This is a genomic window from Sphingomonas trueperi (genome assembly GCF_011927635.1).
GTDB lineage: Bacteria > Pseudomonadota > Alphaproteobacteria > Sphingomonadales > Sphingomonadaceae > Sphingomonas > Sphingomonas trueperi.
The window spans coordinates 1-20,498 of sequence record NZ_JAATJB010000014.1; the positions used below are offsets into that span (position 1 = coordinate 1).

General features: G+C 67.7%; 16 protein-coding genes. 10 read left to right on the forward strand and 6 right to left on the reverse strand.

Annotated elements, in window-relative coordinates; translation table 11 throughout:
• Positions 1-123: 123 nt before the first annotated feature.
• The 9 genes from GGR89_RS17875 to GGR89_RS17915 all read left to right on the forward strand — a co-directional run bounded on the left by GGR89_RS17875 (position 124) and on the right by GGR89_RS17915 (position 9,019).
• Positions 124-1,215 carry an HAD-IC family P-type ATPase gene (locus GGR89_RS17875; RefSeq protein ID WP_425338778.1) on the forward strand — a complete coding sequence of 364 codons (1,092 nt, stop codon included), beginning with the start codon at positions 124-126 and terminating at the stop codon, positions 1,213-1,215.
• Positions 1,212-2,270, forward strand: coding sequence for an AI-2E family transporter (locus GGR89_RS17880; RefSeq protein ID WP_125974899.1), 1,059 nt, complete (start codon positions 1,212-1,214; stop codon positions 2,268-2,270). The genes GGR89_RS17875 and GGR89_RS17880 overlap by 4 nt, the downstream gene beginning before the upstream one ends.
• A gap of 110 nt (positions 2,271-2,380) precedes the next feature.
• Positions 2,381-2,713, forward strand: coding sequence for an ArsR/SmtB family transcription factor (locus tag GGR89_RS17885; RefSeq protein WP_125974897.1), 333 nt, complete (start codon positions 2,381-2,383; stop codon positions 2,711-2,713).
• Positions 2,714-2,724: 11 nt separating this feature from the next.
• Positions 2,725-3,153 (forward strand): arsenate reductase (glutaredoxin), encoded by a 429-nt coding sequence (arsC, locus tag GGR89_RS17890; RefSeq protein ID WP_125974895.1) that lies wholly within the window; start codon positions 2,725-2,727, stop codon positions 3,151-3,153.
• A 4-nt stretch (positions 3,154-3,157) separates the two neighbouring features.
• Positions 3,158-4,237 carry an ACR3 family arsenite efflux transporter gene (gene arsB, locus GGR89_RS17895; protein ID WP_125974893.1) on the forward strand — a complete coding sequence of 360 codons (1,080 nt, stop codon included), beginning with the start codon at positions 3,158-3,160 and terminating at the stop codon, positions 4,235-4,237.
• Positions 4,237-4,992 (forward strand): arsenical resistance protein ArsH, encoded by a 756-nt coding sequence (gene arsH, locus GGR89_RS17900; protein WP_125974891.1) that lies wholly within the window; start codon positions 4,237-4,239, stop codon positions 4,990-4,992. Before arsB ends, arsH begins: the two co-directional genes overlap by 1 nt.
• Positions 4,989-5,483 (forward strand): arsinothricin resistance N-acetyltransferase ArsN1 family B, encoded by a 495-nt coding sequence (locus tag GGR89_RS17905; RefSeq protein ID WP_125974889.1) that lies wholly within the window; start codon positions 4,989-4,991, stop codon positions 5,481-5,483. The genes arsH and GGR89_RS17905 overlap by 4 nt, the downstream gene beginning before the upstream one ends.
• Before the next feature lie 333 nt (positions 5,484-5,816).
• Positions 5,817-7,955 carry a TonB-dependent receptor gene (locus GGR89_RS17910; RefSeq protein ID WP_125974887.1) on the forward strand — a complete coding sequence of 713 codons (2,139 nt, stop codon included), beginning with the start codon at positions 5,817-5,819 and terminating at the stop codon, positions 7,953-7,955.
• Positions 7,955-9,019, forward strand: a complete 1,065-nt coding sequence (locus GGR89_RS17915) for a PepSY-associated TM helix domain-containing protein (protein ID WP_125974885.1) — start codon at positions 7,955-7,957, stop codon at positions 9,017-9,019. The genes GGR89_RS17910 and GGR89_RS17915 overlap by 1 nt, the downstream gene beginning before the upstream one ends.
• 24 nt (positions 9,020-9,043) lie before the next feature.
• Here GGR89_RS17915 and GGR89_RS17920 read toward each other — a convergent pair whose 3' ends face one another.
• The 5 genes from GGR89_RS17920 to GGR89_RS17940 form a co-directional block, all read right to left on the reverse strand.
• A complete protein-coding gene (locus GGR89_RS17920) occupies positions 9,044-11,020 on the reverse strand; it encodes a glycoside hydrolase family 2 protein (RefSeq protein WP_125974883.1) in 1,977 nt (658 codons plus the stop codon).
• Between the two features lie 11 nt (positions 11,021-11,031).
• Positions 11,032-13,338, reverse strand: a complete 2,307-nt coding sequence (locus tag GGR89_RS17925; RefSeq protein ID WP_125974881.1) for a GH92 family glycosyl hydrolase — start codon at positions 13,336-13,338, stop codon at positions 11,032-11,034.
• A gap of 458 nt (positions 13,339-13,796) precedes the next feature.
• Positions 13,797-14,060, reverse strand: coding sequence for a hypothetical protein (locus GGR89_RS17930; protein ID WP_125974879.1), 264 nt, complete (start codon positions 14,058-14,060; stop codon positions 13,797-13,799).
• Between the two features lie 31 nt (positions 14,061-14,091).
• On the reverse strand, positions 14,092-15,267 hold the full coding sequence (locus tag GGR89_RS17935) for an MFS transporter (RefSeq protein ID WP_125974877.1): 1,176 nt from the start codon (positions 15,265-15,267) through the stop codon (positions 14,092-14,094).
• A gap of 11 nt (positions 15,268-15,278) precedes the next feature.
• A complete protein-coding gene (locus tag GGR89_RS17940) occupies positions 15,279-16,313 on the reverse strand; it encodes an aldo/keto reductase (RefSeq protein ID WP_125974875.1) in 1,035 nt (344 codons plus the stop codon).
• An 87-nt stretch (positions 16,314-16,400) separates the two neighbouring features.
• Here GGR89_RS17940 and GGR89_RS17945 point away from each other — a divergent pair, with 87 nt between their 5' ends.
• Positions 16,401-17,306 (forward strand): LysR family transcriptional regulator, encoded by a 906-nt coding sequence (locus GGR89_RS17945; protein WP_125974873.1) that lies wholly within the window; start codon positions 16,401-16,403, stop codon positions 17,304-17,306.
• A gap of 86 nt (positions 17,307-17,392) precedes the next feature.
• Here GGR89_RS17945 and GGR89_RS17950 read toward each other — a convergent pair whose 3' ends face one another.
• A complete protein-coding gene (locus GGR89_RS17950) occupies positions 17,393-20,422 on the reverse strand; it encodes a TonB-dependent receptor (protein WP_125974871.1) in 3,030 nt (1,009 codons plus the stop codon).
• Between the last annotated feature and the right edge of the window lie 76 nt (positions 20,423-20,498).

Genomic DNA, 20,498 nt, shown 5'->3' on the forward strand with positions numbered 1-20,498 from the left:
TCCGGCGTAAACCGCTGACGTCCCATACCAATCTCCAATTCTCACGCCCCGCAGGGCTCTCTTCAGAATTGGACCAGTTTTTCCAAGGCAGACCAGGCCGGGCTGATCGGACTCGCGGACCCGCTGCGGGCCAGCGTTCCCGCCGCCGTCGCGGAATGCCGCGACGCGGGGATCCGGGTGGTAATGATCACCGGCGACTATGCGGCGACCGCGCGCTCGATCGCGACCCAGGCGGGGATCGCCGAGGGCGACGTCCTGACCGGCGACGAACTGGCCCGGCTCGACGCGCCCGAGCTTGCCGCGCGCCTCGAGACCGTCACCGTCTTTGCGCGGATCATGCCCGAGCAGAAGCTTCGGATCGTCCAGGCCTATAAGGCGAAGGGCGAGATCGTCGCGATGACGGGGGACGGCGTGAACGATGCTCCCTCGCTCAAGGCCGCGCATATCGGCGTGGCGATGGGCCGGCGCGGCACCGATGTCGCGCGCGAGGCATCCGCGATCGTCCTGCTCGACGATGATTTCGGCGCGATCGTCCGCTCGGTGCGGCTCGGCCGGCAGATCTACGACAATATCCGCAAGGCCATGGCCTTCATCTTCGCCGTGCATGTGCCGATCGCGGGCTTGGCGCTCCTGCCCTTGTGCCTGGGGCTGCCGATCCTGTTCGGCCCCATCCACATCGCGCTGCTCGAAATGGTGATCGATCCGGTCTGCGCGCTGGTGTTCGAGGCCGAACGTGCCGAAGACGATGTGATGCGGCGTCCGCCGCGCGCGCCGGACGGGCCGCTGTTCTCGCTGCCGATGATCGGCTGGAGCATCTTTCAGGGCGGCCTGGCCTTCGCCATGCTGGCGGCCGTCTTCCTGGTGGAGACCTGGTCGGCCATGCCCGAGGCCGAGTTGCGCGCGCTGATCTTCTTCGCGCTGATCGCCGAGATCGTGGCGCTGGTGCTGGTCAACCGTTCGTTCAGCGCCGCACTGGGTGCCGCGCTCGTGCGTCACAACCTCGCGCTGCGGTACATCGCTGCCGCGATCGTCGGGGGGACCGGGCTGATCCTGCTGCTTCCCTCGGCACAGGCGCTGCTGAAGTTCGGGGCGATCGCCTGGAGCGACATGGCGTTGGCGGTCGCGCTCGGTGTCGCCTTGCTGGTGATGCTCGAGGGGTGCAAGCCGCTGCTCCAGGGGATAATGGCCCGTGGCGCGGCTGGACGGCGGCCATGACCTTCGCGCGCGCCTTTCCGCTATCGCTGCTCGGCGGCGTGACGCTCGCCTTCCTCTGGCTGGTCACGCCATTTTCCGGAGCGATCCTCTGGGCGGTGATCGCGGCAGTGCTGTTCGACCCGCTGAACGCGCGGCTGGTGCGCGCCATGCCTGGCCGCCGCAACGTCGCGATCCTCGTCACGTTGCTCGCGATCATCGCGCTGTTCGTGGTGCCGGCGATGCTTCTTGGCGGGGCGCTCGTCGCGGAGGCCAAGGGGCTCTATGCGCGCGTGCAAGGCGGCGACATCGATGTCGTGCGGCTGGTCGCGGATCTGCAACGCCATTTACCCGCATGGGCGCGCCATTGGCTCGCCGATATCGGGCTGGGCGACATCAACGGGGTGCGCGCCACGCTCAGCCGCGGGCTGGCCGACGGCTTTCAGGCGGTGGCGGCGCGGATCGTGCGTATCGGGCAGGGGACGCTCGGCTTTTTCCTGCAACTGGGCGTGATGCTCTATCTGACCTTCTTCCTGCTGCGCGACGGCCGCGCGATCGCGGCGCGGATCGAGCGCGCACTGCCCGTCGAGAGGACACAGCGCGTGATCCTCGTCGCCAGATTCGTCACCGTGATCCGGGCTACCATCAAGGGAAGCCTGATCGTCGCGGCGCTGCAGGGTATCACCGGCGGGCTCATTTTCTGGGCTCTCGGGATTCCCGGTGCGCTGCTCTGGGGCGTGGCGATGGGCTTCTTCTCGCTGTTCCCCGCGATCGGAACCGGGCTGATCTGGGTTCCGATGACCTTGTACCTTCTCGCCACCGGGGCGGTCTGGCAGGCGACCCTGCTGTTCGCCTGCGGCTTCATCATCATCAGCAGCGTCGACAATGTCGTGCGACCGATACTGGTCGGGCATGATGCGCAGATGCCCGACTATATCGTGCTGATCGCAACGCTGGGCGGCTTCGAGCTGATGGGCTTCAACGGCTTCGTGGTCGGCCCGATCATCGCCGCGCTGTTCCTCGCCGCATGGGAGGCATTCTCGCTTCCGGCGGCAGGCGGCGAGCCCGCGACCGGCTGACCTGGGGGCGATCGGCAGACGCATCCACCAACGCGGGCCGCGATCGGCCGCGCTGGCAGGCTATGTCGAATGTCGTTGGCCGGGGCTAATATATCTACTATGCTGGATATATGGAAAATGATTCGGCTATAGCCGCGCTCGGCGCCCTTGCTCAAGGAACACGTCTCGACGTGTTTCGCCTACTGGTGCGGCACGAGCCGAACGGCATGGCGGCGGGGGAGATCGCTCGCCAGCTGGAGGTGCCGCAGAACACTATGTCGGCGCATCTCGGTATTCTCGCGCGCGCCGGCCTGATCCACTCCGAGCGGCAAAGCCGCTCGATCATCTATCGCGCCGACCTGGCGGGCCTGCGCGCGCTGACGCTGTTCCTCGTCAAGGATTGCTGTGCGGGCAGCGCCGAGTTGTGCGCGCCGCTCGTCGCCGAACTCGCCCCCTGCTGCTGAAAGGACGTGCCATGGCCGTCGACATCATCATCTATCACAACCCCGAGTGCGGCACGTCGCGCAACGCACTCGCCATGATCCGCAATGCCGGCATCGAGCCGCATGTCGTCGAGTATCTGAAGACCCCGCCTTCGCGGGCGATGCTGGTCGACCTGATCGCCCGCGCCGGGATGCGCCCGCGCGACCTGCTGCGCGAAAAGGGCACCCCCTATGCCGAGCTGGGCCTGGGCGACCCGTCGCTGTCCGACGATGCGCTTCTGGACGCGATGATGGCGCACCCGATCCTGATCAACCGTCCCCTGGTCGCCTCACCGCTGGGGGTGAAGCTGTGCCGCCCCTCCGAAGCCGTCCTCGACCTGTTGCCGGCCGCCCAGCGCGGGGCGTTCGCCAAGGAGGATGGCGAACAGGTGGTCGATGCCGCCGGCGAACGGGTGCGCTGACGCCATGTCGACGGTTTCCCCTACACTGGACGCAGCACCTGCGCGTCCCGCCATCGGCACCTTTGAGCGCTATCTGACGCTGTGGGTGCTGCTCTGCATCGCCGCCGGCATCGGGCTGGGGCAGTTGCTGCCTGGCGTCTTCGCGTCGATCGCGTCGGCCGAAGTCGCGCGCGTCAACCTGATCGTCGCGGTGCTGATCTGGCTGATGATCATCCCCATGCTGCTCAAGATCGACTTCGGCGCGCTCGGCTCGGTGCGGCAGCACTGGAAGGGCGTCGGCGTCACGCTGTTCATCAACTGGGCGGTGAAGCCCTTCTCGATGGCGGCGCTGGGCACGTTGTTCATCGGCTGGCTGTTCGCACCGCTGCTGCCGGCGGGGGAGGGGCCGTCCTATATCGCCGGCCTGATCCTGCTCGCGGCGGCGCCCTGCACGGCGATGGTGTTCGTGTGGTCGAACCTCTGCGAGGGAGAGCCGACCTATACGCTGTCGCAGGTCGCGCTGAACGACGTGCTGATGGTGTTTCTCTTCGCGCCGCTGGTCGGGCTGCTGCTCGGCGTGGCGTCGGTCACGGTGCCGTGGGATACGCTGCTGATCTCGGTGCTGCTCTACATCGTCGTGCCGGTGATCGCCGCCCAGCTCGTCCGCCGCGCCGTGTTGACGCGCGGCGGGCAGGCAGCGCTGGATCGGCTGCTCGACCGCCTCGGTCCCGTGTCGCTCGTCGCGCTGCTGGCGACGCTGGTCCTGCTGTTCGGCTTCCAGGGCGAGGCGATCGTCGCGCAGCCGCTGGTGATCGCGCTCCTGGCGGTGCCGATCCTCATCCAGGTCTATCTGAACGCCGGCCTCGCCTATTGGCTGTCGCGCAGGTTCGGCGTTGCCTGGTGCGTGGCGGCGCCCTCGGCGCTGATCGGGGCGTCCAACTTCTTCGAACTGGCGGTTGCCGCCGCTATCTCGCTGTTCGGGCTCAAGTCGGGTGCCGCGCTGGCGACCGTGGTCGGCGTGCTGGTGGAAGTGCCGGTGATGCTGTCGGTCGTCTCGATCGTGAAGGCTTCGCGGGGCTGGTATGAACGGGGAGCCGCCGCCTGATGCCGCTACGCACGCTGGAAGATCCGGACATCCTGCCGGCACTCGATGCCGCCTATGTCCATTCGCGGCCGGCACTGGGCCTGGGGCCGCTCGATCCCGCGCCCCGTATCCTGTTGCTGTACGGCTCGCTGCGCGAGCGCTCCTTCTCGCGGCTGGCTGTCGAGGAAGCGGCCCGCCTGCTGCGCCTGTTCGGCGCGGAGACGCGCATCTTCGATCCCTCCACCTTGCCGCTCCCCGACCAGGTGCCTGGTGACGACCACCCAGCGGTGCACGAGCTGCGCGAACTGGCGCTGTGGTCCGAGGGTCAGGTCTGGTGCAGTCCCGAGCGGCACGGACAGATCACCGGGATCATGAAGGCGCAGATCGACCATCTGCCGCTGGAAATGAAGGGCATGCGCCCGACGCAGGGGCGGACGCTGGCCGTCATGCAGGTGTCGGGCGGTTCGCAGTCGTTCAACGCGGTCAACACACTGCGCCTGCTCGGCCGCTGGATGCGGATGTTCACCATCCCCAACCAGTCGTCGGTCGCGATGGCGTACAAGGAATTCGACGAGACGGGCCGCATGAAGCCGTCGAGCTATTACGACCGGATCGTGGACGTGATGGAGGAGCTGGTGCGCTTCACCGTCCTGCTCCGCCCGCACACGCCGCAGCTGGTCGACCGCTATTCGGAGCGCAAGCAGGCGGGCATGGCCGTCGAGCCTGCCGCCGACCTGTCGAGCATCGCCACCGCGCCACAAGGGGGCCGCGCATGAGTGCCGTGTCCGTACGACCGGCAACGGTAGCGGACGCTGCCAGCGTGCACGCCATCTATGCACCCGTCGTGGAGCATACCGCGATCTCGTTCGAAGAGGTGCCGCCGTCGATCGGCGAGATGGCGGCCCGTATCGAAGCGACGTCCACGGCGTACCCGTATCTGATCGCCGAGCGTGCCGGTGTGGTGGTCGGCTACGCCTATGCCGGCCAGCACCGGACCCGCGCCGCCTATCGCTGGTCTGTCGATGTCACCGTCTACATCGCCGAGGAGGCGCGGCGTTCGGGCATCGGCCGCGCCCTTTACGCCCAGCTTTTTCCGGAACTGGCGGCGCGCGGCTTCCATGCCGCGTTCGCCGGTATCGCGCTGCCGAACCCGGGAAGTGTCGCCCTTCATGAGCGCATGGGTTTCGAGCTGCTCGGTGTGTATCGGGAGGTCGGCTCGAAATTCGGGCGCTGGCACGATGTAGGATGGTGGCAGCGGCTGCTTTGACGGAGTACCTGCCGCAAGCGTCCGTTATTGCGGCTGCCTGGCAGAAGGCCGCGCCACACCCACCTTCCCGCAGCTGTCGTGCAACGCGTTGGTCAGCCGTTGCTGCGCTTCCGACCACGACGTCCTTTCAGAATGTGCTCGCTGTAGCGGGGTGAGGTGCCGCTCTCGGCCCGAGGTCGTCGCCCATTGGCGGACGGCCAGAACCTGCGGCTGGTCGTCCCTGAGATAGGACTGGAAGGCGGTGGAGCCCGTGACGGCTTGTGATGCAGTGCTAATGCGAGGCTGTTGCAAAACTTGCGCTGGTTTTCTATCGCGCCCCGAAAGGGGAAGACCATGAAGTTCGCATTCGGCGTAATCGCCGCAGCCATCATCTGGACCGGAAGCGCCAAGGCCCAGGACCGCCGTCCCGATTCCGATACCGATGTCGCCAACACCCGGCGGGAGGACATCGTCGTCACCGCAGCGCGGACCATCCTCCCGGCCAGCGCGCTGCCGCTGACGGTGGACGTCATCGATCGCGAGACGCTGTCGCGCCAGGTCACGGTCTCCGGCTCCACCGTCGATGCCGTCTCGGCGCTGCTGCCGTCCTTCTCGCCGACGCGCGAGAAGATCACCGGCTTCGGCGAGACGCTGCGCGGCCGTTCGCCCTTGTATGCAATTAACGGCATCCCGCAGACGACGCCGATCCGCGACGGCGCGCGCGACGGCTACACCATCGACCCCTTCTTTATCGACCGGGTGGAGGTCATCTACGGCTCCAATGCCCTGCAAGGCATCGGCGCGACCGGCGGCGTGGTCAATCAGGTGACCGTGGCGGCGCCCAAGGAGAATGGCTGGAGCGGGCGGGCCCTGCTCCAGGGCAATAGCGGCGACGATTTCTCCGGCGCCTCGCTTGGCGGCAAGGTCGCTGGCCTGGTCAATGTCCGCAGCGGCGCGTTCGACGCGACCGGCGGCGTCGCCTTCGAGCGGCGCGGCGTCTTCCTCGACGGGCGCGGGCGCCGCATCGGGCTCGACGGCAACCAGAGCGAGATCCAGGACACCGACAGCCTGTCCTTCTTCGGGCGGGTCGGGGTCGACCTCTCGCCCAGCGCGCGGCTGGAGGTGATCGCCAACCGCTTCCGGCTGGAGGGCAACAATCATTATGTTCCGGTCGACGGCAATCGGGCGCTGGGCATTCCCGCCACCAGCCGGCGCGGCGAGACGCCGGGGCAGCCCTCCACGGGCGTGGCCGAAATGCTGTCGGCCTCGCTTACCGACGGCGATCTGGCGGGCGGGGCGTTCACGCTGCAGGGCTTCTACAACCGCACCAGCGACACCTTCGCCGGGGGTGTCCTGGCGACGTTCCAGGACGCGCGGATCGCGCCGATCGGCACGCTGTTCGACCAGTCGCGCAACGTGTCGCGCAAGATCGGCGGCAAGGTCAGCTATGAGCGTGCGGTGCCCGGCTTCGAGGCGCTGACGCTGACCGCCGGGTTCGACGCGCTGGTCGATCGCACCAAGCAGGATCTCGTCCAGACCGGCCGGGCCTGGGTGCCGCAGACCGATTTCCGCAGCCTGGCGCCGTTCGGGCAGGCAAATCTCAAGCTGTTCGACGGCGTGGTGCGGCTGGCCGGCGGCGTGCGTTATGAGAATGTCCAGCTCGACATCCCCGATTACACGACGCTCGCCAGCGCGAATGCGCGAGCGGTCATCGGCGGCAAGCCCTCGTTCGAGCGTGCCCTTTGGAACGGCGGCGTGGTGGTGGAGCCGATCAAGGGCATCCGCGCCTATGGCAGCTATGCCGAAGGCTATACGATTGCCGATATCGGGCGCGTCCTGCGCGGCATCACCCAGCCGAACATTCGCATCGCCGACTTTCTCGACCTGACGCCCGTCGTCTCTAACAACCGCGAGCTCGGGGTGGAGGTGAACCAGGGGCCGCTGGAGGCGAGCGCCACCTATTACTGGTCGTCGAGCGATCTGGGCCAAGTGCTGGTGCGCGGGAGCGACGGCATCTTCAACGTGTCGCGCCAGCCGATCGATATTCAAGGGCTGGAGGTGAACCTGGGCGTTCGCACCCCGCTGCCGGGGCTCAAGCTCGGCACCGGCTTCGCCCATGTCAGCGGGCGTACGGACACCAACGGCGACGGCCGGATGGATGCCGATCTCGACGGCGCCAACATCTCGCCGGATCGGCTCAACCTCAACATCGACTATAGCCGCGGCCGGTTCAGCGCGCGGCTGCAGGGCCGCTATTATCTGTCGCGCCGGTTCGAGGGGCAGCCGATCGCCAATGATTTCATCGGCTATCGGCTGTTCGACGCCTATGTCGCCTATGACCTGCCGATCGGCCGCATGATGCTGAGCGTCCAGAATCTCGGCAACACCGACTATGTCACCTATTACAGCGACACCCAGGGGCCGACCGACAATGCCCGCTTCTACACCGGCCGCGGTCGCAACTTCACGCTGAGCTGGCAGGCCGGGTTCTGATGCATCTTCTGGCCCTGCTGCACCGCTGGATCGGCGCGATCGGCGGCCTGTTGCTGGCGCTGCTGGGCCTGACGGGCACGCTGCTGGTGTGGCGGGACGAACTGACCTTCGTGGCGCATGCAGGCGATCCCGTCCGGGCCGATCCGGCGTCGCTGGCGAAGGCCGTCGCCATGATCTCGGGCGGATCGCAGCCGATCGATCGCGTCACCTTCGCGGGCGATGGTCTCGGCGTGCACCAGGTCGTGTTCAAGGACGGGAGCGGCGCCTATCTCAGCCAGGCGGGGGAAACGGTCGCCCGCTGGTCCGCCTCGTGGCAGCGGCCCGAGCTGTGGCTGTTCGATCTTCACCATCGCCTGCTGATCGGCGATACGGGGGAGACGATCACCGGCGTCGCCGGGCTGGTGGGGCTGTTCTTTGTCGTCACGGGTATCCTCTTGTGGTGGCGGACGCGGCGCCGCTTCCGTCTGCGGGCCTGGCCCATGACGATGAAGCCCGGCGCGATCGTCCACCATCACCGCGACCTCGGTGTGGTGGCCGCGCCCTTGCTGCTCGTGTCGCTGGTGACGGGGGTGCTGATGGTCTTCCCCGTGTTGGGCGGCGGGCTGCTGGCCGAAGCGCGTCCGCGACCGCCGCGGGTCGAGGTTCGCGAGGTGCAGGGGCGCAGGGACCTGAGGCCGCTTTTCGAGGCTGCCGCTGCGATCTTTCCCGGTGCCGAGTTCCGCCGCCTGCAATGGCCGCGAAAGGCCGGTGCACCCATCGTCCTGCGGCTTCGCCAGCCGTTCGAATGGACGCCGAATGGTCGGACCTTCGTCTATGCGGATCCGGCGACGCTGGCGGTTGTCGGCCGCGCGGATCCCGCGGCGGGAGGCCTTGCAGCATCGATCCGGGAGAAGCTCTACCCGGTGCATGCCGCCAAGATCGGCGGCCCGGCGTGGAAGCTCGCCATGAGCGTGTCCGGCATTGCGCTGACACTGCTCGGAAGCTTGGCAGTGTATGCGTTCTGGCGGACGCAGTGGAACATCCGCCGGGCCAAGCGCAGGAAGCCGCGCGCAAAGGTCGAATAGGTGCCGAAGCAGCCGGCCCGGCGGCTATCGTCGCTTTTCCGCCTCGCCGCCGTCACCGTCCGTTGCGCGATCCGTCGCCCAAAGCGGCTTTGCCATGGTCGCGAAAGCCTCCGCCGGCGCCTTGGCCACGGCGCGGTCATAGGTGAGTAGTCCGTTGATCTCGCCCTCGACGTCCGTCGTCTGCGTATAGACCGCGGCGCTGAGGCCATGGACCCTGGCCTGGCGCACGATCTCCGCGAACTTGCGCCGGTAGCGGGCGAGATAATCGGCGGAGTCGGTGGTCACCTGGTAGCTCCAGCGCTTGTCGTTCCGCCAGAGATGCCCCTCGATCGGCTGGCCGACCCCGCCATATTCGCCGATCACGATCGCGCGCTCGCTCTGGCGGGTGGGGACATGGGGCACGTCCTCATAGGTGTGGATGTCGAACACGTCGGAGGCGCTCGCCGCGACGTCGAGCCAGCCGCTGTCGGCATTTACCAGCCGGCTCGGGTCCATGCCCTTCACGAAGCGGGCGAGGGTGGCGGAGTCATATTGGCCCCAGCCTTCGTTGTTCACCACCCACAGCACGATCGAGGGGAAGGCGCGGAGATGGCCGATCATCCGCGACAGCTCGACCTGCTGCTGCGCCATCACATCGGACGAGAGCACCGCCTGGCTCTGGCTGGAGCCGGTGACGAACTGGTCCTCGCCGCCGCCCGAGGGCATGTCCTGCCAGATCAGCATGCCCAGGTGATCGGCGTCGTAATAATAGCGCGCGGGCTCGACCTTGATGTGCTTGCGGACCATGTTGAAGCCCGCCTTCTTGAGGAACTCCAGGTCGTAGCGCATCGCGACTTCGCTTGGCGGGGTCAGCAGCCCGTCGGGCCACCAGCCCTGATCGAGCACGCCGTTCTGGAAATAGGGCTTGTTGTTGAGCAGCAGCGCCGGCTGGCCGGGTACCGTGCCGGGCCCGACCGAGATCTTGCGCATCGCGAAATAGGCAGTCACCCGGTCGCGCGGGGCGCCGGTCACTTCGGCGGCGGCATAGGTGTCGACTTCACCCTTGGTGAAGCGGGCATCATAGGCACGACGATCGCGCTCGGGCTGGCCGGCATAGGGATCGCGTACCGTCACCAGCTCGGCGACGAGATCGTAGAGGAACGGGTCTTCGGGCGACCAGAGATGCGCACCGGGCACGGCGATGCTGGCCCGGCGATTGGCGCGCACGATCGTCGTCGCGATCGTCCTGGCGCCCGACCGGACGCTGAGCCGCACCGCATCGGTATCCGCCGCGCTGGCGCTGAGTGCCACGTCGACATCGACCTTGCCGGTATCGATATTGGGCGTGGTGCGGATGTCGTCGATGTGGAGCGCGGGTACGGGCTCCAGCCACACCGTCTGCCAGATGCCGCTGACCGCGGTGTACCAGATGCCGTCGGGCGCGAGAATCTGCTTGCCGCGCGGCTGGCTGCCGGCGCTCGTCGGGTCGGCGACCTGCACCACCAGCTCGTTGGCGCCGGGCTTCAGGAACGGGGTGATGTCGAAGCCGAAGCTGTCGAACCCGCCCTGGTGGGCGCCGACCATCCCGCCGTTCACCCAGATGCGCGCGTCGTGATCGACTGCGCCGAAGTTGAGTATCACATGCTGCCCGGCCCAGTCCTTGGGAACGGTGAAGCTGCGGCGATACCAGATGCGATCGTCGGGCGTGACCTTGCGTGCCACGCGCGAGAGCCGGGATTCGACGGGGAAGGGGACGAGGATCTGCCCGTCCATTCGCATCGGCTGCGGCGCTGCGGCGGGGGTGATCGCATAGTCCCACAGGCCGTTCAGATTCTGCCATTCGGTCCGCTGGAATTGCGGCCGCGGATAGCTGCGCCAGGCATTGTCGGGGGTCACGGCCTTGCCCCAGCGCGTGGTGATGGCGCCGGTATAGACCGCGTCGGAGCGCGGCGGCGACGCCTGCTGGGCGATGGCGTGGGCGGGCAGGGCCGCCAAAGCGAGGGCGTAGATCAGGCTGCGCATAAGGCGGCTCCTCAAGGGCGCGAGAGCGAAGGCGGGGCGTCGGCGGGGCTGCTGCCCCAGGCGGTGTTGGGCTTGGGCCCCATGGTCAGCACCAGCCGCGCGCCGTTCGCGACGTCGGCATGGCGGAACCAGGGCCTGGTCCAGGGGCGGCCGTTCAGCGTCGCCGACTGGATGTAGCGATTGGCCGCCGAGTTGTTCCGGGCGACGATCTCCAGCAGCTTGCCGTTGCCCATCCTGAGCGTCGCGCGATCGAAGATCGGGCTGCCCAGCACATAGACGTCGCTCGACGGATCGACGGGGTAGAAGCCCAGTGCGCTCAACACGTACCAGGACGAGGTCGCGCCCTGATCGTCCATGCCGGGATAGCCATAGCCGCTCGCGTCGCTGCCATAGAGCTGGTCTAGCACCTGGCGGACCAGCGCTTGCGTCTTCCAGGGTTGGCCGCTCCACGCGTAGAGATAGGGGGCGTGCTGGTCGGGCTGGTTGCCCTGGACGAACTGGCCGATCACGCCGGTGCAGTCGCGGCAGATGCCCTTGGGGGCGTAGGGCATCGCGAAGAAGGCATCGAGCTTGGCGTTGAACGCCGCCCGGCCGCCGAGCTCGTTGATCATCCCCTGCACGTCCTGCGGCGCCAGCCACAAGGTCGACCAGCCCGAGGCCTCCTTCATCATGAAGTTGTAATAGGGCTCGGCCGGATCGAAGGGCGTGATCCACTTGCCGTCGGCGGTGCGGCCGCGGACGAAGCCGATCGCGGGATCGAACACGTTGCGATAGTTCATCGCGCGTCTGGCGAAGCGCGCCGCATCCGCCTTGTGGCCGAGCCGCGCCGCCAGCTCCGCCATCGCGGCATCGTCCCAGGCATATTCGAGCGTCGTCGCCGCGCCCGCCTTGCCCCCGGCATAGGGCGGGCTGGGATTGCCCGGCGGCACCTCGTCGGCGATCCAGCCCTGCCGGTCATATTCCGCCAGATAATCACGCGGGCCCCTAGGGTCGGTGGCGTTGCGGCGGAGATACTCATAGGCCGCGGCATAATCGAACGGGATGCCGCGCTTCATCGCGCCGAGATACAGGAACACGGCATTGTCGCCGTGGAACGAGGTGTTCATGAAGCCGCGCTCGCGCGCCATGTCGAGTTCGGAGCGCATAATGTCCCCCACCACCTCGGGCTCCATCAGCTCCAGCAACACGATCTGGTTGCGGCCGGTATCCCAGAAGGGCACCGGGCCGTAGCGGTCATAGCTGGCGGTCTGCACCTGGCCCTTGGCATCGCTGAAGCGCTCGCCCTTGCGCGCGACCAGGCGCGGGCTGGCGAAGGACTGGAACAGCGTCGAATAGAACAGCATCTGCTGCTTGGGGGTGCCGCCGCTTACCTGCACCCGGTCGAGCAGGCCGGCCCAGGCCGCGCGCGCCTTGGACCGCACGCCGTCGAAATCCCATCCCGAATTCTCTGCACGCAGCCGCTGCTCGGCCTCCGCATAGCTGGTGCCGTGCGCGATCTTGACCAGCACGGCCTCGCCCTTGCGCGTTGCGAAGTCGAGATAGGCGCCGGCGAACTTGCCCTCGATCCGCTCTGCGCCGGGCTGCACGTCCTTGTCGCCGATGCCATAGCCGCGATTGTCGCCCGGCGCCTTGCGGAACGTGCCATGGGCGGCGAACGGCTTGGAGAATTCGGCGACGAAATAGCGGCCGTCGCGCACATCTTCTTCGCGCGGCCCCGCCGCGATGCCGCGCACGACATGGTCGCCGACCACCTCGACCGCGCCGCCGCGCCCCGACAGGTTCAGGATCAGGTGCGCGCGCCTGGTTTCGGGGAAGGTGAACCGCATCAGGCTGGTCCACTGCGTCGCGGTCAGTTCGGCTCTGGTCCGGAAGCTGTTCAGGAATACCGAGTAATAGCCGGGCGCGGCGGTTTCCTGGGCCTTGTCGTACCACGCCTCGGTGTAGACCGGCGGCACCGTCCAGTCGCCGACCACCGGCATGAGAATCGGCTGGGCCCGCGCGCCATAGGTGGGACCGCCGCCGCCGGTGAATCCGATCATCGTCGGGTTGGTATAGTAATAGGGGGTGGGAACGCCCCAGGGATAGCTCAGCTCGACATTGACGTTGACCGGCGCCGCCTCGACCGAACTGTGCGGCAGCCGCGCGCCCGGCGAGGTCATGCCCGAATAGAGCGGTTCGCCGGCCGGCGGCGCGTTGCCGATCCATTCGGACCGATCAAGCGGGGCGGTGCCTACCAGCGGGTTTGCGCGATCCACGGGTGCCTGCGCGCGTGCGGCGGGCGCCCAGGCGGCCAAGGCGGCGGTGCCGATCAACGCCATGCGCGTAGCACGCGGGCGTGCGGCGGTTTTCGAGCGGGCGCGTATCATTCCCCAGGACCTCTCCTTGCTGCTTCACTGCGGAACGGCCCCCCTTCTTTTGAAGGTGAGGTCCGCCCGCTGGCACGGCCCTTGATCAAATAGATAAAACATTTTGTCAATTGAGGCCGGCGTGGACCTTGCTTGAAGAATCCGCCGCAAGTCGTTGCAGCATTTATGATGTTGCGTGCGAGTTTCGGCGGTTCGGTGCCAGTGCCTGCGAGCGGACGGTGCCAACCTCCTCGGCCTGTTCGCCGAGAAGACCTGCGGGCGCGGCCTGCCGCTCGGCAACTTTCCGCGGGCGCTTACCATCTCGCCTTCATCAGCGCTGCCTATTTCCTCGATCGGCAACGCGACCCGGCCTACCGGCCGATATGGCAGCCTTGATGCGGAAGCGGCCCGGTCCGGCGCGGGCGGGGCCGCTATGCCGGATCGCCCTCGCTGAGTTCGACGATCTCGAACGCGAAGGATTGCCAGCCGCGCTTCCTGGCGGCCTCCGCCGCCGCCGCTTTCTTGCCGGTCGCTTCCCTGGACGACTTGCTATGCCCCCAGAAGACTTCCGTCTTCCCGTTTTCGAGGACCGCGACGATACGCCAGAAATGCGTGAACGGCGCAGCGGTGGGGCCGATCGTCTTCACATAGCCGTCCGCCATGGTCGCGGTCAGGTAACGCTTCTTCCTCGCCATCCCGCGCTGATATCGACCCTCCGACCGGCGGTCACGACATTATGCGGGCTGCGAGCTGCGTGGCCGCTTGGCGCCGGCCGCTCAGCCACAGGGCGAGCAGACCAAGCAGCGACGTCGCGGCGCCTGCCAAGGCAATGGCGGGGTAGCCGAGGCCGGCCGCAAGGACGCCACCGCCAAGCGCCGCGCCGGTCGCGTTGCCCAGGTTGAAGGCGCCGATGTTGACCGCGGATGCCAGGTTGGGGGCGTCTCCCGCCGCGGCCATGACCCGGACCTGCAGGGGCGGCACCAGCGCGAAACTCGCCACGCCCCACAGGAAGATCAGGATCGCGCTCGCGCCGGCCCGGTCCATCGTGAAGGAAAACGCGACGAGGATCGCGGAGAGGCTGGCCAGCGTCACCATCAAGGTCCGGTCGACGGATCGATCGGCGAAGCGGCCGCCCAGCCAGTTGCCGACGGTAAGTCCCAGGCCATAGGTCACCAGCATCGCCGTGACGAAGCCCAGCGAGGCGTGCGTCGCCTCGCGCAGGATCGGGGTGATGTAGGTGAACACGGTGAACATCGCGCTCGCCCCCACGACCGTCAGCGCGAGCGCGCCCAGCACCTGGCGGCGGGTGAGCACGCGCAACTCGGCGCGCAGGTCGCCACCGCGCGGTGCCGGCACCGCCGGCAGCGTCACCCGCAGCGCGATCATCGTCAGGACGCCAAGCCCGGCAATGCCCCAGAAGGACGCGCGCCAGCCCAGATGCTCGCCGGCCCAGGTGGCAAACGGCACCCCCACCACATTGGCGATGGTGAGGCCCATGAACATCGAGGCGACCGCGCTCGCGCGGCGTTCCGGCGGGACCAGCCCCGCCGCCACGACCGAGCCGACGCCGAAGAACGCACCGTGGTTGAACGCGGTCAGCACGCGCGCTGCCAGCAGCATGGCGTAGCTGCCGGACAGCGCGGCCAGCAGATTGCCGGTGGTGAAGATGCCGGCCAGCAGGATCAGCAGCAGGCGGCGCGGCAAGCGCCCGGTGGCCAGCGTCATCAGCGGTGCGCCGATCAATACCCCCAGCGCATAGGCGCTGACCAGCAGCCCCGCGGCGGGGATCGATACCTGCAGGTCCCGGGCGATGACCGGGAGCAGACCCATGGGCGCGAACTCGGTGACGCCGATGCCGAATGCCCCCGTCGCGAGGGCAAGCAGGCTCCATCTGTTCTTCATGCCGGCCTCCGTCAGACGAGCCGCGGCGCCAGGCGGGCAAAGCCCTCCTGCTGGTGATAGGGCGTATGGGGGTAGGGCGGCAGCACCTCGCTCGCGCGATCGAGCAGGGCGACCTGTTCCGGGGCGAGCGTCCAGCCGACCGCGCCGAGATTCTGGCGCAGCTGCGCTTCGTCGCGCGCGCCGAGGATGACCGAGGACACGGTCGGACGCTGGAGCAGCCAGTTGATCGCGATCTGCGGCACCGTTCTGCCGGTCTCCGCCGCGACCGCTTCCAGCGCATCGATCACGCGATACAGATGCTCGGCCTCGACGGGGGGCGCGAACTGCTCGGTCGCGTGCAGCCGGCTGCCGACCGGGATCGGGCGGTCGCGGCTGATCTTGCCGGTCAGTCGTCCCCAGCCGAGTGGGCTCCACACCAGCGCGCCGAGGCCCTGATCGGCGGCCAGCGGCATCAGATCGGCTTCATAGGCGCGTCCGATCAGCGAATAATAGACCTGGTGGGCGACCAGCCGCGGCCAGCCATGGCGGTCTGCTACCGCCTGCACCTTCATCACCTGCCAGCCGGGATAGTTGGACACGCCAGCATAGCGGATCTTGCCGGCGGCGATCAGCCGGTCGAACGTCGCCATCACCTCGTCGGTCGGCGTCGAAGCATCATAGGCGTGGAGCTGGAGCAGATCGATATAGTCGGTGCCGAGCCGGCGCAGCGCGTCCTCGACCGCGCGGATCAGCCGCGCTCGGGACGCGCCCCAATCCTGGGGGCTGTCGCCCATCGGCAGCCCGGTCTTGGTCGAGACGAGCACGGCGTCGCGCCGCCCGCGGATCGCCTCGCCCAATATCGCCTCGGATGCGCCGCCCGAATAGACGTCGGCGGTGTCGAACAGCGTGACCCCGGCATCGAGGCAGATGTCGACCAGCCGCCGCGCCTCGCTTGCGTCGGTCTGGCCCCAGGCGGCGAACAACGGCCCCTGGCCGCCGAACGTGCCCGCGCCGAAGCTGAGTGCCGGTACGCGTAGCCCCGATTGTCCCAATTGCCGATATTCCATGATGCCGCATCCTGTTGCTTGTTCCATGCGCAGATGGACGGCGCGTCCGGCCCGCGGTAGCAGGGGCGGACGCGAAGGATTTTTGCAATGGACGCAAAGCTGACGGGCGGCAGCGACCGCGCCCACGCCTTGGCGCTGTTCGCCGCGGTGATCGAGCAGGGCAGCTTCTCGGCGGCCGGTCGGCAGCTGGGGATGAGCCCTTCGGCGGTCGCGCGGGCGGTCGACCGGATCGAGGCGCGGCTCGGCGTGCGGCTCGTGCTGCGCTCGACGCGTGCGCTCACCCTCACTGCGGAAGGCCGCGCCTATCTCCAGGCGGCGCGGAGGATCCTCGCCGATCTCGACGATGCGGAGCAGCAGATTGCCGACCAGGGGAGCCCGCGGGGGAGGCTGCGCGTCACTGCGGCGCTGTCGCACGGCCGGCTCTGCGTGGTGCCGTTGCTAGGCAGCTTCGCGTCGCTCTACCCCGATATCCTCATCGACATCGCGCTGACCGACACGATCGTGGACATTGCCGCCGGCCAGGCCGACGTGGCGGTGCGGTTCGGCCCGCTTCCCGACTCCCGCCTCACGGCGCGCAAGCTGGGCGAGAGCGGGCGGGTGATCGTCGCTGCGCCCGAGTATCTGCGCCGCCACGGTACGCCGCAGGTGCCGGAAGACCTGTTCGCCCACAACTGCCTCAATTTCAGCTTCCGGCGCTCGGAGCCGGTATGGCCGTTCGTGCGCGACGGGAAGGCCTTCGCGCTGTCAGTTCGCGGCAATATCGAGGCCAATAACGGCGAGACGCTCGGGCAGCTTGCCGCGATCGGCGTCGGGATCGCCCGGGTGGGCGCCTTCAGCGTTGCCGAGGCGATCGCGGCGGGCACGCTCGTGCCGCTTCTCGAAGCGTTCAATCCCGGCGACGTGGAGCAGATCCATGCGGTGTTCGTCGGGGGACAGGCCGTTCCGGCACGGATACGGGTCTTCGTCGATTTTCTGGCATCGCACCTGCGCTAGCCCCGTCCCGATCGTCCCGTAGGGCAGGGGAGCGAGCGCAGGATCGCGCACCCTCGTGCGGCGATCCTGCGCGTCGGAAGTCGCGATCAGAACTTCGCGCGGATGCCGACGTTCACCGTGCGGCCGAAGGTGTGGATTTCGCTGAATTCCTGCTTGGTGCCCGCAAACGATACCTGGCGCTGGTCGAGCAGGTTCACCACCTGGCCGAACAGTTCGACATTGGGCTTCACGCGAAAGCTGGTGCCCAGATCGACGATGCCGAAGCCCTTCTGGTAGAAGGCGACGACATCCTGCGGCGTGGGCAGCGAGGTGACCAGCGCGCCGGAATCGGTGATATAGTCGCTGCGATAGGTGTAGCTGAGATTGATCTCGAACGGGCCGGTCTCGAAGAACGGCGTGATCGAATAGCTGACGTCGGACACGCCCTGGATGCCCGCGGTCTGCACGCCGACCCCGCGGCGCGCCAGCTCGAGCTTGGTCGTCGCGAAGGTGGCGGTGGCGGTCACGCCCAGGCCGAAGGGCAGCTTGTTGGTGAAGCCGAACTCGACGCCCGAGATCTTGGCATCACCGACGTTCGCCGGCGTCGCCACCAGCACGTCCACCGGCAGGGTCGATCCGTCCTTCACCGCGAAGGCGAGCTTGCGGGTCTGGAAGTCGGAGGCGACGTAATCGCTGATGTCCTTGTGGAAGGCCGCGACGGTAAACGCGCCGAACTTGTTGAAATACCATTCGAACGACGCGTCGAAATTCCACGCGGTATAAGGCCGCAGATCGGGGTTGCCGGCACTTGCCTGCAGGTTGATCGTGGGATCGGCCAGCGCGGCAGCACCCTGGTTGTAGATGCTCGTCACGGTGACGCTGTTGGTGTTGATCGAGTTGCGCAGCTCCGAAAGCGACGGGCGGGTCATCGTCTTGGCGATGCCGAGCCGCAGCTGGACATTGTCGAGGAACTTGAGCGTCGCATTGGCGCTGGGCAGCCATTCCTCATAGCTGGCGTGCGTCGTCACCGGGGTGACGGTGGTGGTCACGCCGCCCTTGCCGTCCGCCACCGGCGAGACCGTCGTGCCGCGCACGTCGGTGCGGGTGCGGACGTAGCGCACGCCCAGATTGCCGGTGAGCGGCACGCCGCCCAGTTCCGCCGCGAAATCCACGCGGCCATAGCCGGCCGCGATCTTCTCGCCGATGCGGTAGGAATTCTGCAGATCGGCGGCGGTGGGCTTCAGATCATAGGCGCTGGGATTCACGCCGTCGAACTCCGCGCCCAGCGTGTAGTTCTGGTTGAACAGCCCCCAGTCGACGTTTGCCCAGGGCTGGCGCTTCTCGATCGACTGGTCGAAGGCGTTGGACGGCACCGGATAGCCCAGATACGCCGCCGTCCGCGTCGAGCCGGCGCGCAGCACCGCGGCGTTGCGGTCGCGGCGCTGATAGTCGCGGAAGCGATCGGAATATTGTCCGCCGAAGCGCAGACCGGTGAAACGAAGACCGGCGATGCCGACATCGAGATCGCGCCCGACGTTGAGCACCGCCGTCTTGTCTTCGTCCGTCGAGTTGATCGGACGCACCGCGAAGCTCTCGAAGATCATCCCCGAGGCGTTGGTGAGGTCGAGATCGGTGAACAGCGCATTGACCTTGCCGTCGTTCACCACGTCGTTGCTGAAATCGAAGGTGAGGTTGCCGCCGGCCTTGTCCGCGGTGCGGTACTGCACGCGTTGGATCGGGGTATCGAGGTCGCTGGTCGCCTGCGCATAGCTGAAGCGCGGTTCGATCCGCCAGCCGTCCAGGTCGAGCTTCACGGTGCCGTTCAGCTGGAGGTTGCGGTGCGACTGGTCCATATATTCGGCATAGTTGCGCATCCGCGCGCCGCGGATCGTGCCCGCCACCAGCCGACCGTCGCGGACCACGGCTGTCGCGCGATCCAGCCGCGCGATCTGGCTGGGGATGTAATAGGTCAGGCGGCGTTCGGTGGTCTCGTTGTTGAACTGCGAGAAGAGGCCGTCGATCTTCACCTCCACGTTCGTCGCGGGCCGCCATTGCACGCCGGCCACCGCGCTGATGCGCTCGCGGTTCTCGAACTCGAGATAGGGCTGCGCGTCGCCGGGCGCGCGGATCGTGCCGAAGCCGGGAACCGCAGTGTCCTGCCAGCCGATGCGGAGGCGATCGAACTGCACGTTGCGCTTGGTGTAGGACAGGCCGGCGAGCACGCCGAAGGTGTGGGCATTATTGCGCCACCCCGCCGAAATCGCGCCATTGGGCTGCAGCTTGTCGGTGCGCGCCTCATAGCCGCCATAGGCGCTGACCGCGAGGAACGGGCTGCGATCAAGGGGCTTGATCAGCCGGATGTCGACCGAGGAACCGATGCCGCTTTCCACCAGATCGGCGGTGGGCGACTTGGTGACGACGACGCTGTCGATCAGCTGCGCGGGCAGCACCTGCAACCGGAACTGGCGGCCGGACTGGCCCGAGTTGCGAATATTCTCGTTATACGCCAGCGGCATGCCGTCGAAGGTCACCGCCTGGAAATTGGGGCCGAGGCCGCGGACGCTGATGAACTGGCCTTCACCCGCTTCGCGCACGATGGTGACGCCGGGCACGCGCTGCAGCGCTTCCGCCACGTTGAATGCGGGGAGCTTGCCGATGTCCGCCGCGACGACGGCGTCGGAGATCGAGTCCGCGTTGCGCTTCACGTCCAGCGCGCGCTCGACGCCGTCGGAAAAGTTGGCGGTGACGACGATCTCCTCCGACGGGCTCGTCGCCTCGGCCGCGCTCGTCTGGGTAGGCCGCGTGGTGGCCGAGGCCCGTACGATCAGCGTGCCCGAACCGTCACGGACGACGGTGAGCGGCGTGCCGGCGATCAGGCGGCGCACCGCGGTTTCGGCATCGAATTCGCCCGAAAGCGCCGGCGCCTTGTACTGCGCCACGGCGTCGCGGGTGAACAGGATGTCGCTGCCGCTCTGGCGGGCGAGCTGTTCCAGCGCGCGGTCCATCGGCTGCGCGGCGATCGTCAGGCGCGCACGGCGCACGGTCCCCTGCGCTGCCGCAGCTGTCGCCATCGCGAGCGTGGAGAGCGTGAGTGCGAGCGCCGCCGACCGGCAAAGCTGCCGTTTCAAGTTCTGCATGAATCTGTTTCCCCTGTCGCGCCCCTGGCGAGCGCCCGATCCCTCGACGTGCGGGGCGGAAATTTCCCCACCCCCT